Annotated in this window: 14 protein-coding genes; 6 read left to right on the forward strand and 8 right to left on the reverse strand. The window is 52.8% G+C overall.

Going from position 1 to position 15392, the window contains the following annotated elements; genetic code table 11:
• Nucleotides 1-79: 79 nt before the first annotated feature.
• The gene (locus B036_RS0120830; RefSeq protein WP_020570675.1) at nt 80-505 is read right to left on the reverse strand and encodes an HNH endonuclease; all 426 of its coding nucleotides are present in this window, start codon (nt 503-505) and stop codon (nt 80-82) included.
• Nucleotides 502-747, reverse strand: a complete 246-nt coding sequence (locus B036_RS30360) for a hypothetical protein (RefSeq protein WP_020570676.1) — start codon at nt 745-747, stop codon at nt 502-504. The genes B036_RS0120830 and B036_RS30360 overlap by 4 nt, the downstream gene beginning before the upstream one ends.
• 551 nt (nt 748-1298) lie before the next feature.
• Between B036_RS30360 and dnaB the strand changes: the two genes are divergently transcribed.
• Together dnaB and recA are read left to right on the forward strand one after the other, a co-directional pair.
• Nucleotides 1299-2840: a replicative DNA helicase gene (gene dnaB, locus B036_RS0120840; RefSeq protein ID WP_020570677.1), complete on the forward strand. Its 1542-nt coding sequence runs from the start codon at nt 1299-1301 to the stop codon at nt 2838-2840.
• A gap of 384 nt (nt 2841-3224) precedes the next feature.
• Nucleotides 3225-4298 (forward strand): recombinase RecA, encoded by a 1074-nt coding sequence (recA, locus tag B036_RS0120845; RefSeq protein ID WP_020570678.1) that lies wholly within the window; start codon nt 3225-3227, stop codon nt 4296-4298.
• Between the two features lie 190 nt (nt 4299-4488).
• On the opposite strand, the gene B036_RS0120850 is transcribed toward recA, so the two are convergent.
• The 3 genes from B036_RS0120850 to B036_RS0120860 all read right to left on the reverse strand — a co-directional run bounded on the left by B036_RS0120850 (nt 4489) and on the right by B036_RS0120860 (nt 7382).
• Nucleotides 4489-5109 carry a DUF4230 domain-containing protein gene (locus tag B036_RS0120850; protein ID WP_020570679.1) on the reverse strand — a complete coding sequence of 207 codons (621 nt, stop codon included), beginning with the start codon at nt 5107-5109 and terminating at the stop codon, nt 4489-4491.
• A gap of 375 nt (nt 5110-5484) precedes the next feature.
• Complete coding sequence (locus tag B036_RS30365; protein ID WP_020570680.1) at nt 5485-6438, reverse strand: DUF3108 domain-containing protein; 954 nt, start codon at nt 6436-6438, stop codon at nt 5485-5487.
• Nucleotides 6435-7382: a lysylphosphatidylglycerol synthase domain-containing protein gene (locus B036_RS0120860; RefSeq protein WP_020570681.1), complete on the reverse strand. Its 948-nt coding sequence runs from the start codon at nt 7380-7382 to the stop codon at nt 6435-6437. The genes B036_RS30365 and B036_RS0120860 overlap by 4 nt, the downstream gene beginning before the upstream one ends.
• 258 nt (nt 7383-7640) lie before the next feature.
• Between B036_RS0120860 and ruvC the strand changes: the two genes are divergently transcribed.
• The 4 genes from ruvC (at nt 7641) to B036_RS32430 (ending at nt 10784) form a co-directional block, all read left to right on the forward strand.
• Nucleotides 7641-8228: a crossover junction endodeoxyribonuclease RuvC gene (ruvC, locus tag B036_RS0120865; RefSeq protein ID WP_020570682.1), complete on the forward strand. Its 588-nt coding sequence runs from the start codon at nt 7641-7643 to the stop codon at nt 8226-8228.
• A gap of 95 nt (nt 8229-8323) precedes the next feature.
• Nucleotides 8324-8614 carry a GNAT family N-acetyltransferase gene (locus tag B036_RS0120870; RefSeq protein ID WP_020570683.1) on the forward strand — a complete coding sequence of 97 codons (291 nt, stop codon included), beginning with the start codon at nt 8324-8326 and terminating at the stop codon, nt 8612-8614.
• Nucleotides 8614-9729, forward strand: coding sequence for a glycosyltransferase (locus tag B036_RS0120875; protein WP_020570684.1), 1116 nt, complete (start codon nt 8614-8616; stop codon nt 9727-9729). Before B036_RS0120870 ends, B036_RS0120875 begins: the two co-directional genes overlap by 1 nt.
• A gap of 65 nt (nt 9730-9794) precedes the next feature.
• Nucleotides 9795-10784 carry an energy transducer TonB gene (locus B036_RS32430; RefSeq protein WP_157472279.1) on the forward strand — a complete coding sequence of 330 codons (990 nt, stop codon included), beginning with the start codon at nt 9795-9797 and terminating at the stop codon, nt 10782-10784.
• A 292-nt stretch (nt 10785-11076) separates the two neighbouring features.
• On the opposite strand, the gene B036_RS0120890 is transcribed toward B036_RS32430, so the two are convergent.
• From B036_RS0120890 to B036_RS0120900, 3 genes are all read right to left on the reverse strand, one after another.
• Nucleotides 11077-11775, reverse strand: coding sequence for a glycosyltransferase (locus B036_RS0120890; protein WP_020570686.1), 699 nt, complete (start codon nt 11773-11775; stop codon nt 11077-11079).
• Nucleotides 11776-11908: 133 nt separating this feature from the next.
• Entirely contained in the window at nt 11909-13120 is a 1212-nt protein-coding gene (locus B036_RS0120895) for a class I SAM-dependent rRNA methyltransferase (protein ID WP_026232190.1), read from the reverse strand.
• A gap of 195 nt (nt 13121-13315) precedes the next feature.
• A complete protein-coding gene (locus B036_RS0120900) occupies nt 13316-15373 on the reverse strand; it encodes a fibronectin type III domain-containing protein (protein ID WP_026232191.1) in 2058 nt (685 codons plus the stop codon).
• Nucleotides 15374-15392 lie beyond the last annotated feature (19 nt).

Below are 15392 nucleotides of genomic sequence, written 5' to 3' on the forward strand. Positions count from 1 at the left end.
TGGGTACTGAAGTAGTTAAAGATGCTACCTCTTTTGCTATTACACGATCCGCCGGCCATAATTGTTACTCCATAAGCCCCTATTTTTCTACCTCAATGATCCCCGATTCGATCAATATTCCCCGTGCCTGCACCCGGTTAACGTCATTCAGATTAAGGACCTTTATGGTACCTAGTCCAATTTCCGTACGGGCAACAATAAGGCCCGAGGGACGAACCTGAAAGTGCTGACCCCAGCTGTCTTTACGTGGATTATAGAGCCGGATGAGGGCGTCTTTATACTCGTGCCAGGCGGCAATGCTACTACCCTTGCTCAGGTTACAGAGGCGGCAGGCCAGGGCCAAATTGCCAAAGGTGGTGGAGCCGCCCTGTTTTTCGCTGATGATGTGATCGATGTGATAAGCGGCGAAGGCAACAGCCCGGGGAACACGGCAGTATTCGCAGCAATTGTCGGCTGCTTCGGTGATTTGCCGGCGAAGAATAACGGGGATGTACGTTTTACTCACGCCTTCATCAGGCGGCGGTAAGCGCGGGCTTTAGCCATCCGTACCATGTGTTCAGCAACGCGGTAGTGCTCCAGTTCTATTTTTTCCTCGAAGGTGAGGTGACCGGCTTCATTTTTGGCGGAGAGTTCCTCCAGGCGTTGCTCTTCGGCTTCGCTGGTCTGCAATTCCATGACCATTTCCGGGGATGGAAAGTCCGAAAGAACATCGATGACCCGACTTAAAAGTTGGCTTTGTGCGGCCATGAGGGAAGCGTTGAGTTGTAAATATAACGATTTTTGGGGGGAGAAAAGTTTTCGAGGGGTAGTATTTGGCGGGAACGCAGGTGCTGGAGGAAGGATTTTCAAGGAGCAAAGTGGGCGTATGGCTCCGGCTTATTGGCTTTAATGAATTGGATAGGCCCTAAAGCTAAAGTCGTCAGGCAACCGCCCCAAAATCATAAGGCTGTTTCATTTTTTTAAAATCAACTAAGCCCGGAACAGCCTGAAGGCCGTAAACCCTCACGGCCTGAAGACCGGGCAACCTTTCCTTGCACCTGCGGCCGCGCCCATTTTATAGTGATCAGATTTCAGAGATCAGGATTCAGTAGCAGATTTCAGTATTCAGCGCCCGAAGGATAAAACGTCGCCCCTTGAATACTGAAACCTGAATATCGCCCCCTTCTCCACACCCCCTAACATTCCCACCAACATCAATTAGTCGTTTTCCACCCCCTTTTCCAGCCCTTTATACACATCTCTTGTTGGTAAAAGACCTGACGGGTTCCTGACGGTATTCCGTACATTTGCAATAAGCCATGGCAAAAGATAAAATTCAGAACCGCCGCACAAACGGCACCGACAACGGAACGTGGAGCAACCGCAGCAGACTGCAGGAGGCTAACCTGCCCGAGTACAGTAAACTGCCGCCACAGGCACCTGATCTGGAGGAAGCGGTACTGAGTGCCATTTTGATCGAGAAAGAGGCGATGACCAAAGTGCTCGACATTCTGGAAGCCGACTCTTTTTACAAACCCGCGCACCAGGCCATCTACCGCAGCATGCGCCGGCTGTTCGAACGCAGCCAGCCGATCGACCTGCTGATGGTGATGGAAGACCTCAAGAAAAACGAGGAACTCGAGCTCGTGGGCGGAGCGGCCTATCTTGCCCAACTTACCAGTAAGGTGACCAGTTCGGCCAACATCGAATATCACGCGCGGATCGTGACGGAGAAATTCATCCAGCGTGAATTGATCCGGACCAGTACCGACATCATCAAGAGTGCTTACGAAGACTCGACCGACGTGCTCGACCTGCTCGACAAGGCCGGCAACTACGTCTTCGAAATCACCGAACGCAACATGGGTAAGCAGGTGGCCGATATGGGCACCCTGGCCAACCAGCTCCTCGAACAGCTTACGATGCTGCGCGAAAAGGAGGACGGCCTGACCGGTGTACCGACCGGCTTTACTGAGCTCGACCGGCTTACTTCCGGCCTCCAAGGCTCTGATCTTATTATCATTGCGGCTCGCCCGGCAATGGGTAAGACAAGTTTCGTTCTCTCCCTGGCCCGCAACGCAGCTGTGGAATATGGCCGTGGTGTCGCCTTGTTCAGCCTGGAGATGAGTGCCGCCCAGCTGGCCGGCAGGATATTCAGTCAGGACGCCGAGGTCAATGGCCAGAAAATGCGTAATGGTAAATTTGACGACGACGAATGGGCCCGCCTGGTCGACGCCATGAACCGCATCGGCGAAGCGCCGATTTACATCGATGATACCGCCGGTATCAACGTCTTCGAGTTGCGCGCCAAATGTCGCCGCCTGAAACTGGAAAAAAACATCTCGATGGTCATCATCGATTACCTTCAGTTGATGTCCGGCTCCGGAGAGTCCAATAAAGGCATGAACCGGGAGCAGGAAGTCTCCGGCATTTCACGGGCACTGAAAGGTCTCGCTAAGGAACTGGAAGTACCGGTGATTGCGCTGTCGCAGCTGTCTCGTGCGGTGGAAACCCGGGGGGGGGATAAGCGGCCGCAGTTGAGTGACCTTCGTGAATCTGGGTCCATAGAACAAGACGCCGACATGGTCATGTTCCTCTACCGCCCCGAATACTACGGCATTGAAGAAGACGAGCAGGGCAACTCCCTTAAAGGTACCGCCACCGTCATCATCGGTAAAAACCGCCACGGTGAAGCCAAAGACATTCGCCTGGCTTTCGAGAGTGACTTTGCCAGATTCAGCGATCTCGACGATCCGGACTTTGACCTCCTGCCCGATTCGGCGATCCAGGCCGGGCAGCCTTATGGCTCTACTACTATTCCGTCTAAGATGAATACGGACGAGGAGGATATTCCTTTTTAGTGAGTCTGTGAGTTGGTGAGTCGCCGAATGGCTGCCGCTGCTACCACTTTACTGAGTCTGTGAGTTGGTGAATCGCCGAGTGGCTACCACTCACTTCGCTCCGCTCGTTCGCCTGAGGTGAGCAAGCGAAGCGCCGCGAACAGCACTTGCGGCAGCAACTCAGCGACTCAGTGACTCTCCCACTCACTCTTGGCGTCCAGACAACAAACATTTGTTTTATTTCAAACATTTTTTGTACGCACAAAAGCTACACAAAAGCCTTAATTGGCATAAAGTGAAAATATTTGTGCTTTTTTATGCGCAAAGTGTTGCGTAACATTGTTTGAGTGTTTATATTTGTGTCATCACAAAACAAAACTACTACTTTTTAAACAGCAGCTTATCATGGCAGATATTAATAAAGAAACCGCCGCCAAACTTAAGGCCCTTCAGATGACGATCGATCGTCTTGACAAAGCCTACGGTAAAGGCACCATTATGCGCCTTGGCGAGTCGCAGGCCGCTAATGTTGAGGCCATTCCTACCGGCTCTCTTGGCCTCGATATTGCCGTTGGCATCGGCGGCCTTCCTAAAGGCCGGATCATTGAGATCTACGGCCCTGAATCTTCAGGTAAAACCACCCTGGCCATCCATGCCATTGCTGAGTGCCAGAAGCGTGGCGGTATAGCTGCCATCGTTGATGCAGAACACGCCTTCGACCGTTTCTACGCCGAAGCCCTTGGTGTTGACACCGACAACCTACTCATCAGCCAGCCCGACAATGGAGAGCAGGCGCTTGAAATCGCCGAAAACCTGATCCGCTCCGGCGCAATCGACATTATCGTCGTTGACTCCGTTGCCGCTCTCGTTCCCCGTGCGGAAATAGAAGGTGAAATGGGCGACTCCAAAATGGGTCTCCAGGCCCGCCTCATGAGTCAGGCCATGCGGAAGCTGACCGGCACCATTGGTAAAACCGGATGTTGCTGTGTTTTCATCAACCAGTTGCGCGAAAAGATCGGTGTAATGTTCGGTAATCCCGAAACCACCACCGGTGGTAATGCCCTTAAGTTCTACGCTTCCATGCGTCTCGACATTCGCCGTTCTGGTGCTGCCATCAAGGATAAGGAAGGCAACGTCATCGGCAACCACGTGAAGGTCAAAGTAGCCAAAAACAAGCTGGCCGCACCGTTCCGCGTTGCCGAGTTTGACATCATGTACGGTACCGGTATTTCCAAGACCGGTGAAATCGTTGACATCGGCGTTGACCTGGACATCATCCAGAAGTCCGGCGCCTGGTACGCCTACGGCGACGCCAAGATCGCGCAGGGTCGCGAAGCGGCCAAGATTTTCATGGAGGACAACCCTGAAGTAGCCCTCGAGATCGAAACCAAGATCAAGAATAATCTGATGGGCATCGAAGAAGAACCCGCTGCTGCCAAGAACGGCAAAGGCAAGAAAGCTGATGTTGTGGAGGCATAAGCCACCATGCTTTGGCCGGAAAGAAATATCCTGTCTGAACTTTGATCTACGCCCGCGCTCCTGACCTGGAGTGCGGGCGCTTTTGTTACCCTTACCTTGGTCCAATTGCATTTGCAACTTCCTCAACACAACGATACGTTGAACCTGCCGATCATTCTATTAACCGAACTCCAACTCGTTACTCAAGGGATTAATCTTTGGGCACAGCAGGGCGCTCTCCTTCAATTAACACCTCAAAACCCGCCCCCTCAGCCAGAAAACGAATGGCATCGATCAAAGTATTTCCCTCCAGGCGCGCCTCTTCCATAAGCTTACTCTTCAAAGCTTCAGCCCGCAGGCGATCTTTTGCCTCCTTATTCAACTTACTGTAATCCTCAGCCGTGAAACTGTTGAACCAGCTTTCTTCCAGGTTCCGATAGATCATCTCGTGGTCAATGGCCAAAATTTCTGGCTCAGGCAGGTTACCTAAGGTAATGGTACGGTTAGTTTCATTGACGTCGATGGTCAACTGCTCGAGATCATACCCTACCAAAACTGTTCCTTCGACTTGAACCGTCGCACTTTTCTCAAAAGAGAGATGCGTGGGCAAGGGAATATACAGGGTGACTTGTTTAGTTTTTGTAGAGTTGTACAGCTCGCTCACATCGCCTTCCACCGTCACCAATTTGGTGACTTTCCGGATCTGCTCCAGTAAGACCGTCGCTTCTTCATGACTTGTCTGTCCTCCGGCATTAGAGAATCCCCAGAAAACAGCCAGGCCAAGTAGAAAGGCCAGTACTGCGGTAATGAGGATGGTATAAATGGTGCGCATGCTTTGGTGTTTTGGACGATTGAATCGGTAGTTCGTGAATCATCGAAGTTTATCACCTCTAATGTTCTCTATGTCTAACGGATGGTAGTGCAGAAAATTCACTCCTTCAAATGATTAGTAGACCAATACCACCAGGTACACTACTAAGCGCTCTTAGATAACCTACGCGAATCCAGCGCTAACTAAAATAGCACTGATTAACTTAGTGAAATCCCGGTTTTGCAGGGGCGACCGCGAGGGTCGACCCTACAAACCGGACGATTCGGGCCTTCGAGGCTACACCTCGACGGAATTACAGCATGATTTCTGTGCGGAGGTCCCTTGCGGGCACCAGTGCATCAAAATACGGCTTCTGTTTTTAGCCGTTGATTCGCGTTACTTATCGATGAACGCCGTCATCGGATATTTCAACCCCTCGTAAGTCTTCAGCACGGCCTTTACACTACCTACGCTTACGGGCGACTCGATCAGTACCGGAATTTTATTCTCATCATCGCTGACGTAGATACTCATCTCATCCCCTTCTTTGAAGACATCTCCGGCGATGAGCTGCGGGCTGAATTTCTGCGTATTGAACCTACCCACTCCCCGAATTTTCGTCTCCTTTTCTGGCCCCAGGTACTTCAGCGAAATGGGGTATATTTCCTGATCCATCAGGATTTTTAGCGGAATTTTCTGCCCGGTTTTCATCTGCGCATAATCCAGATTACGTGCGTAGTATACGATGGAGATCAGGTCATGCATACATTCGTCGAGGGTCATTTCCTTTGGGCTCAGGTCATCACGTGTTTTACCCCGCTGACTAACCGCTTTGCCGTCTTTTTGATAAAACGTCGTACGATCATAGCGGGTATAGCCGCCTTCGTTAATGTCTTTAATGTGAATTTTAGGGAGCAACGTTTTCTTATCGAGATAGCTCTCGTAGTTATCCCGAACTTTATAAAACCACTCGTAGCTCTCATAAGTCCGGCCACGCACCATCACGTGGTACTGGTTGGGCAAGTCGTGCACCAAAAAGGTTACCTCGCCCGCTGCCAGCCAAACGAAATTCCAGTTATAGTAGAGTTTATAAACGATCTTCTCCCCGGGCTGGAACACTTTGTTATCCGTATCACAAACATCAGGAATGGCAAAGGGCGGATGAAAAACTTCCGGCACCGGAGGTTCTTTTCCGAAATGTACATCATCAAAGCCTGGCGCGAACGCAGGTGCAAAACGAGTTAATGGCAGGCCCAGCCCCTCTGCCGACCGGTCAGCAGGGGAAACGTTCATCAGTAAACCCAGCGGGAGCGCCAGGAAAAGAGCAATGCGGAGTAGATGAGTTTTCATTGATGTTTACTTTTTCTATAGTTTCGGACGAACAGGAAGTAGCCCGGTAACGCCGGTAACAAAACATTAACGGCAAAAAGGCTCGTAAAAGCAGCTAACACCGCTATGGCTGCTGCCGGTTCCGCGCTTTCGCCCGTATTCCATAACAACACCCCAAGCTCCGTCCGGGTTACCAGATTGAGACCTGGAGGCAACGGAATCCCCGCCTGAACCAGGTAGATTGCCGCAATTCCGGCCAGCCCTCGCCACAGGGGGAGTTCAAGGCCAAAAAACCATAGCAACAGGTAAAGCTGCATACAGTAAACGCTGAAACGTAGGCAAGCGTGCGCTGCGGCCCACAACATTACGGGGATTTTAACTTGTATCAACCCCGTCACTAACGCCTCCTGATCCAGCTTAAAGCGGTTCCCCAGCCATTTGACCCCCCGGAGCAGCAGGGGCATCCCCACCCACCAGCCAGCCAGTAAAATCAGTGGCCCTACTGGCCACAACCACGCAACGGAGAAGGACAGCGCCTCCTGAAGCAATCCGTCTGCTGTCCACATCAACCCCGGCCAGGCTAACAACAGAAAGGCTACCCATTGGCACGCGCTCCCTAACACACTTGAGGTGATTACACCGGGCCATTCCTCCCGTTCCGCAACCAACAGGCGGCCTCCGATTTCTCCAATCCGATTAGGTGTGGCGGCGCTCAGGGAAACGCCGGCTAATGTTGCCCGCCAGGTTCGTCCAAACGACCACGGCAGGAAAACACGCAGCAAACCATGCCATTTCCTGGCTTCTAACCACCAGTTCACCGGCATCAAGGCTATGGCCATTAGCAAAAAACGCCACTGCCCTGGCCGGCGCAACGCCCGGCTGAAAGCGGCCCAATCCAAATCCTTACTCAGCCGATGAAACTGCCAGACAAAGGCTACCAGCACGCCGAGCGTTAGCAGGCGCATGGCCCACTTTCGGATTCTCGGGCTAAAAGGATTATTTTTTGTTCCGGTCAAATTATTTGTTGGCTAAGGTTAAAAACGCCGTACTTTGTGGTAATTATTGGTTAGCTATTACGCCTTCTCCGTTTTTACCCGGCCGCCTGATGTGCACGAAGTACTGCGAAGCACATTCTCTTGGCCTTACGTAGTCGGCAAAGGTTCGTCCGACGGGCTCTGGCCATAATTGTTCAAAGCCGCGCTCCGTCGCTCAAAACTACAACATTGCCCCTCCCGCCAAAGAAGAAAAAGGCAGACGCCGCTCCATACCGTATCCTGGGCATTGATCCCGGAACGGTCGCTCTCGGCTTTGCCGTGGTGGAGATCCACCCTAAATCGCGGCGGATTGTCGAGATTGGCGTCCTTAAACTCGCCAAACTGGCCGACCATGCCGACCGCCTGGCGACCATCCATCGCCGGCTCACCCAGGTGATCGGCACCCATAAGCCAGCCACGATGGCCATCGAAGCCCCCTTTTTTGGTAAAAACCCTCAATCGATGCTGAAGCTGGGCCGGGCGCAGGGTGTTTGTATGGCTGCGGCTATGGGTCAGGACGTGCCGGTTACGGAGTATTCCCCACGTAAGATCAAGCAATCGGTCACCGGGAATGGCAACGCCAGTAAGGAGCAAGTGGCGGCTATGCTGGCCAATGAGTTTGACCTCGACACCTCCCGCTACCTCGAAGATGCTACCGACGCCCTTGGGGTAGCCATGTGCCATTTTTATCAGACCCGCGGCGTACTGGGCGGAGGAAAGAAGTTCTCCGGCTGGGAAGGATTCGTCAAGGCTAATGAGAAACGGGTAAAGAAATAGGCTGCGGGGCCAAAACATCGTATCATTGTCAACAAATTTCCCCCACAACCAATGCGGCGAATTCAACGTTCGCTTTACGTAACCCGCTCCCTAACATGGCCGACAATACCATACACGTAGTAAACAAACCTAAGAAATTTCGCTTCGAGGTCGTAAGCGGTGCGCTCATTTCCAAGTTAGAATATCGGCTTGGCCGATATAAGATAGCCCTGGTACACACCGAAGTTCCCGAAGAATTACAGGGGCAAGGCATCGGCGGGGCCCTTATCCGCACCGCCCTACAGCACGCTCGCGATAATGAGCTGATCGTACTTCCTTATTGTCCCTTCGTCGCTGCCTACTTAGCGCGCCACCCCGAGTGGAATGACATCGTGAGTGAGGTGTAATGTTGATCGCTTTCCTGGCCGCTGCCGGCCTCCAACTGTTTTTTTGGAGCTATTATTTACGAGACGGTCTAAAGAAAGAGTCCGCCTTAGCTCCGGAAAGTCAGCCGCCCGCTCCAGTCAGCGTAATTGTCTGTTTCCGCAATGAAGAAACGACCCTCGAAGCCTGTTTACGCAGCCTTCTAAACCAGGAATTTGCCGGAGTATTTGAAGTTTTAGCTATCGACGATAATTCCACCGACAGCTCAGCCGCAGTAGTAGCAGGTATCGCCGCACAGGATACCCGCGTGCGATTACTAACTCCCGGCCCCACCCGCCCTGGTAAAAAAGACGCCCTTACCTTCGGTATTAAAAACGCAAGATATGAGCACCTGCTATTGACCGATGCGGATTGTACCGCCGCCACTGACAAATGGCTCAACTTGATGACCAAACCACTCCGGCAGGGCGCTGAAGTCGTCCTCGGCATCGGACTGTACACCTCGGATCCACACAACGAATTGTCCGTATGGCAAAGCTTTGAAGCGAAGTACGTACTCCTGAAGTATATGGGCTTTGCACGTAGAGGACTCCCCTACATGGGCGTTGGCCGCAACCTTGCCTACACAAAGACTTTCTTCCACCACGCTGGTGGGCTGGAGGCCCACGCAGACCTGCCCGGAGGAGATGATGACCTGCTAATTGGCGGAGCCGCACTGCCAGAAGCCACTGTACGCGTTACTCACCCCCATAGTATAACCAAGTCTGCCCCCGCAACAACCCGGAGTGAATTCTTGCGCCAGCGTATGCGCCATCAATCGGTAGGTTTTCGCTACCGGCTCGTTCATCAGGTATTACTTGGCCTCCTGGCGCTAAGCCATGGCTTGTTTTTTCTGCTTGGTTTCTTGTTGTTATTTACCCCCTGGTGGTGGCTCGCACTGGGTATTTACGGACTGCGCTACCTTCTGATACGCCCTGTTTTCAGACAAGTTTATCCAGTGGGCGCGCCCGCAGGTGCAGGGAAAGGTTTGGAGGAGCAAGCCCTTCCAGTTGGCCGGCATATGATCTTCGATGCGATGCTTGCTCCTTTTTATTTGTTTCTTGCGGTGGCGGGAGCAATGCCTGCTAAACGGTGGTAAGTATCAGGCTTTACCGGTCACACCATACAGGCTAGTATCCGCATCTGTCCGAAAACCGTCTAACGATGCTTCGCCTCACTAACTACTTACTTAAAGCATGCCTGCTATTAACCATTTTGACAACTGCGTTCTCCTCCGTTCAGGCAAGGCCTTCCCTTACAGTGATTCCGGTGATGACGGACAGTATTCCCAAACCTTTACCCGGAAAACCATTTAAGGATGTTCTTCCACCGCCACCTCCTCTACATAACCATCCCATAGAAAAGGGTTTCATAGGCTCCATCCGCGAAAAAATGCCCCTCTTCCCCGGTTGTGACAACGGATTAGTCTACCCAAAGGACAAGGAATGTGCCGACAGCCTGCTGCTAGAATTCATTTATGGTAACCTGCGCTACCCCTATCTCGCCTGGCGCGACAGTGTGGAAGGCATGGCCGTTATAAGTTTCTATATTGAAAAAGACGGCGCCGTAACGGAAGCGAAAATAGTACGTGACCCAGGCGCAGACACCGGAGCCGAAGCCCTCCGCATCATTAATCTGATGGTGGAGCAAAACCTGCGCTGGACGCCGGGCGAGCAAATGGACAAACCCGTACGGGTACGCTTTAATATGCCGGTGAAATTTAAGCTTACGGAAAAGACGGTGCCGTTTCCACCGCCACCGCCGCCGCCCTCTCATTCCAATGCTGACGAGCCGTTCAAGATTGTAGAGCAAATGCCTCGCTTCCCAGGCTGTGAACACCTCACTGCAGAAGAAAAAAGAAAGGAATGTTCTGACGGAAAACTTCTGGAATACCTACACACCAACCTGAAACTGACGCCACTACAAGTACAATCATGCGTGACCGGTACGGCCGTCATCCAATTTGTAGTCGAAGCGGACGGTTCGGTAACTTACGCTAAGATCGTGCGTGACGTCGGCGCAGGTTACGGCCTGGCCGCTCTCAAAGCAGTGGAGTCTATGAACGAAAATGAGATCCGCTGGATACCCGGTCGGCAAAGAGGGCGGGCTGTGCGGGTAGAGTATAATGTCCCGATGAGATTTTACCTTGAGTGAAGGGTCACGGCTTATGGTCTTTAGTCTGGAACCAATCCACGATACTTTTCTCTGAAGCAGCTCAATAGACTCCGTAGGAGTCAACCCTGAGCAACCCCGGATGTAGGCCGCTACGCGACCGGAATCCGGGGTGTAGAATGGGGGGGCGGCAATTAGGCAGCGCGCAGCGCCGCAACGCGTACCCCCTCCTCATGCCCCGGGTAAAAGCCCGCTTTGCGAGCTTTCACCCGGGGCAAATAAGATTCGACCACTCCGTGGTCACCGTTTTACCAAAAACTCCCGAGTGCATATTTCACCAAGGCTTCAACATTTTCCGATATTGCGCTACCATTGCTTCCTCCGGCGCACCGGCCTTGTACATCCGGAACACTTTGAGGTTAGCCATCTGGACCCGGAACCAACCATTGGCCCGGTACTTCCGGGCAGATACCGTAACGGAACGGGGTATGACGCGGAACGGGAACTCGCGCGCCCACGTCCGCTGAATGATGTCGTAGTCTTCCATGATTTTCATGTCGCGGAAGCCGCCAAGAGAACGAAACGCTTCGGTAGTGAGGTACAGCGATTGATCACCGCCCCGGCAGGCCAGTCCTTTGAAACGAGTAAAGTAGGCGTTGATCATCAGCATCGGATGCCAAGTATCAAATTTGAAGCGATAGCAGCCTACTGGAAATCCGGCACTAACGCTCTGCTTAATATCCAGGTAAAAACCACGGGGTGGTCGGGTATCGGCATGGACGAAATAGACCACATCGAACTCCTCCTGATTTAATGCTGCCGCCTCGTTCATTTGCTGCGCGCGGCCGCAACGTTGGCACCGTATATGTTGAACACCGGAGGCCTGAGCAATGATGGTTTCTGTATCGTCCGTGCTCCCGCCATCCGCCACCGTGATTTGTCCGTTTCCGGACAACTCGGACTGGAGAAAAGGCAGCAACTCTCTTAAGTTTTCCGCCTCATTGATGACGGGAATGATGATGTGTAGGCGCATTAAATAGTTAAATCAGCTGTGTAGGGTTAAGGTACGAAAAGAGTGGAGAGATTGGATTGAGGAAAAACCTTCATTTGTTCCCCGGCACTTGTGCCGACACAACATTCCGGCACAAGTGCCGGGGATCAGATAACTACCCCAACCGATAATAGCCCGACTTCAGGTAAGCCCCTTCTGGAAATCCAATTGGGTGATCAACATCATGGAAAGTCCTTGCTAATAAAGTAAAGGTCCGGCCAGAGGCCCGCAACACTTTTTCGACTTCACCAAAAAAGGTCTCCGCAGGCACCCGTGCCGAACACGAAGCAGCCAGCAGAATGCCACCCGGTGCTACCAGCGGGATGGCCAGGCGGTTGACGCGGCGATAAGCTTCTAGGGCACCCGGCACTTCTTTTTCCCGCTTGGCGAAGCTGGGCGGATCAACGATAACAATTCCGAAAGACTGCCCTTCCGCTCGGAGGCGTTCGAGGGCAACGAAGGCGTCTTCGGCGAGTACTTCGTGGCGGGTATCCTCCTCGCCGAAGTTGAGGGCGACGTTGCGGCGAGCCATGGCCAGTGCTGGCGCGCTGATGTCGAGACTGATGACCCGGGTGGCACCGCCACCCAGTGCATGTACACTGAAGCCACCGGCGTAGCTAAATACGTCGAGCACCTCTTGTCCATCGGACAGCTCCCCCACCCTGCGGCGGTTGTCCCGGTGATCGAGAAAAAAGCCGGTCTTGTGGCCTTTGATTACGTTGGCCACGAATTGCAGGCCGTGTTCCCTGAAGATGACGTCCTCCTTATCTAGGGTTCCGAAAACCACCTGCCCATCGGTATAGCCAACTGCTTGTGCCGGTTTTTCCACATTGCGGGAGAGGCGGAGTACCGCCGTTTGTGCCTCCGCCGCCCCGACGATGACCGGGATCAGCTCCTGAAGGAATGGGAACCAGACAGGAGAGTACACTTTGATGACTGCGACCCCGGCGTACACGTCGGTAACCAGGCCGGGGAAACCGTCGTTCTCCCCGTGGAGGAGGCGGTAGCCGTTGGTATCGGTGGCCAGCAGGGCTCTTCTACCTTTCTTTGCATCCTGCGTCCGCGCCCGAAAAAAGTCCGTATTTATCTGCACCGGACTCCCCTGATGCAAGACCCTGATCCGGATCGGCGAGTCGGGATCGTACAGCCCCACCCCAATGAATTTATTCTTTTTGAAGCTAAAAATAACGGCTAGGTCGCCAGCCTTCCCATCGCCTTTCATCTTGGCAATGGCCCCGTCGAACAACCACGGATGGCCTGATTTGAGTGCCCGTTCGCCGGCGGCGGTGAGGGTAACGGGAAGGCGATTGGTCTTTTGCGGTTTGATGTTGAAGCATTAACAGGCTGACGAAAATTGAAGCAGCGGCCAAGTTAATACTTCTTATTCCTATTCGCCTTGCTTCGTACTTTTTGAAAATGAAGAGCAGTGTGGGTTGCACCAAAGCAGTGATGACTCTTGATCCGGAAACCTCTCATTTGAAATATTAACGATTTCATTCCAAGTATTTGAGGCTAAGGAACGTCAATTCAACGACAGCATCACTTCATTAGTGAAGGGCGACACCTTCCCATCAGGAAACACCGCCCGCATTAGGTACTTATAAGTAGTGCCTTTGCGTATCCCCTGATCGAGGAACATTCGGTCGTTGCCGGGAAGGACTTTGAGCAGGGAGACCGGTTGGTCTTCCGTACCCCGATAAAGGTAGAACTCGCGGGGTTTCTGGTTATAGGTCCAGGATACGGTGATGGTGCGCTCGTCGGCATTGGCGGCGAGGGTGAGATCCTGGATAGCGGGGCGTAGACCAAAATCACGCAAACGGGCGGACACAGGAACGCTAAAGTCGGATACCAGGCCATCATCATCCATGGCCCTGAGTTTATAACTGTAGGCGGAGCCCCCTTCGACCAGGGTATCCCGATAATTACCCGGATAATCAGCTACCCCCCACTCCGCTATCAGAGAATAGTCTCCCGCCGCGTCCATTCGCTGCTTATAAAGTTGGTAAGTGGCTACGTCTTTGGAGGGACTGGTCGTCCAGCTAAGGGTAATTGCTCCACCATTATTATCCACTTCTTTGATCTGCGGGGGCGCTGGAGGATAAACGTCAGGCTTTTTTAGAGCGAGTACAGGCGTAAATTCTGAGCCATTCCCCCTAAAGTCAAGTGCGCGTAACTGGTAATAGACCGTTTCTGCCGGGTCGACCATATCCACCGAGTCGATGTGGGTGGGGCCGGGCAGGTGATCGGGCGTGATCATGGCTAAATCCAAATTCGGATCGTTGCCTTTGAAGAGATAAAAACCAGCAAGATCAGGTTCGTCACTGACCAACCAACTCAGATGTGCCAGACCATTGGTATCGATATAGCCAGTAAAATCAGCTGGCATCACGGGCGGGCTAACATCGTAGGCCATGACCAACGACTCAAACGAGCTGTAAACAGTCCCTTGTTTGGAAACCGCCTGCACCCTAAAGAAATTAGAACGGTACTTCATGGGCAACACTGCTTTCCGGTCGGTCGGGGGTATTCCCTCCATGGCAATTTCGTACTTCCCGTCGGTGGAATCCGTGTGAACGATGCGGAATTCAGTTACGAGGTCAGCCGTCTCCTGGTCGAACTCCCAGTAAATAACGGCGTAGTTACTGTCCGTTTGTTCCGTACGCGTCAGCAGGGGGCTGAAGCGAATGTCTTCGGCTCCTTTGCCCCGGGCTTCGCTGTACCGTACACTGCGCCCCCCAAGGTAGTCCTGGCCCCGTAAACGGAAAACGATAGAGTCTTCGTTACGCTCAAATCGGTTGGTGTGGTACAGCTTTTTCAGCGGTTCAGCAACCGTTGCGGTAGTATCATAATCGTTGATCAGAGGAAGTTCGAATACGTCCCGAAAAGGACCACCCGCATCGGAGCGCTCCAGGTGCCAGGCAAAGAAGATTGGCTTGGCGTCGATGGTTCGCCACTCCAGCTCAGCACGGCGGTCGCGAAACTTTGCGTTAAGCGTGGGGACCGCCGGTTCTTCGAAGTCTTCCAGTGAAAAACTGTAGTATAACGTATCTCCCTGAGGAGTGGGAAAAACCTTAACCAGGTACTTAACGGTCTTTGCATCCCGCGGCCGCGCCCATCCCATTCCAGACCTTTCAATAGCCGTCCAATCGTAGCCCAGTGCATACTCGCTTACCCGCCAGCGGGCTTCAAACTCTTCCTCCGTTGTGTCTTCGTACTCCGGGGACAGGAAAGTCTCTTCCAGCAGTGAAGCGTCCATTTGCTCAATGTGAACGGAAGCCAGTGCGATGGTATCCCACGGTGAGCGGGTGAGCGAAGCCCGCCACGTTGCGTATGCTAACGGCTTCATATTCCGGCTTTCCAACAAAGTCAGTTCGGGCCGGGTATCCGTGCCCGAAACACTAAAAGCCTCCAGGGTCATATTGCCGTCAATCGCATGTTCGAACGTCGCCCACGATTGCGGAGCCCAGCGAACGAAGAGGCTGTCAGCACTGGCTTTCTGGAACGTTTTGTATTCCCCATCTTGCGCAGCAAGCGTAAGCATGCCGCCGCCGACAAATAGTAGAAAAAGTAAAAATCTCATTAGAATAACTTCGTGGCGG

The sequence above is a fragment of the Neolewinella persica DSM 23188 genome, assembly GCF_000373105.1.
Lineage (GTDB): Bacteria > Bacteroidota > Bacteroidia > Chitinophagales > Saprospiraceae > Neolewinella > Neolewinella persica.

Excerpts from the sequence above, each read along its gene's own strand:
- B036_RS30360 (WP_020570676.1), bottom strand. The coding sequence starts at position 747 with ATGGCCGCACAAAGCCAACTTTTAAGTCGGGTCATCGATGTTCTTTCG.
- B036_RS0120890 (WP_020570686.1), bottom strand. The coding sequence starts at position 11,775 with ATGCGCCTACACATCATCATTCCCGTCATCAATGAGGCGGAAAACTTA.
- recA (WP_020570678.1), top strand. The coding sequence starts at position 3,225 with ATGGCAGATATTAATAAAGAAACCGCCGCCAAACTTAAGGCCCTTCAG.
- B036_RS0120850 (WP_020570679.1), bottom strand. The coding sequence starts at position 5,109 with ATGCGCACCATTTATACCATCCTCATTACCGCAGTACTGGCCTTTCTA.
- B036_RS0120870 (WP_020570683.1), top strand. The coding sequence starts at position 8,324 with ATGGCCGACAATACCATACACGTAGTAAACAAACCTAAGAAATTTCGC.
- B036_RS32430 (WP_157472279.1), top strand. The coding sequence starts at position 9,795 with ATGCTTCGCCTCACTAACTACTTACTTAAAGCATGCCTGCTATTAACC.
- B036_RS0120875 (WP_020570684.1), top strand. The coding sequence starts at position 8,614 with ATGTTGATCGCTTTCCTGGCCGCTGCCGGCCTCCAACTGTTTTTTTGG.
- B036_RS0120860 (WP_020570681.1), bottom strand. The coding sequence starts at position 7,382 with ATGCGCCTGCTAACGCTCGGCGTGCTGGTAGCCTTTGTCTGGCAGTTT.
- B036_RS30365 (WP_020570680.1), bottom strand. The coding sequence starts at position 6,438 with ATGAAAACTCATCTACTCCGCATTGCTCTTTTCCTGGCGCTCCCGCTG.
- B036_RS0120900 (WP_026232191.1), bottom strand. The coding sequence starts at position 15,373 with ATGAGATTTTTACTTTTTCTACTATTTGTCGGCGGCGGCATGCTTACG.
- dnaB (WP_020570677.1), top strand. The coding sequence starts at position 1,299 with ATGGCAAAAGATAAAATTCAGAACCGCCGCACAAACGGCACCGACAAC.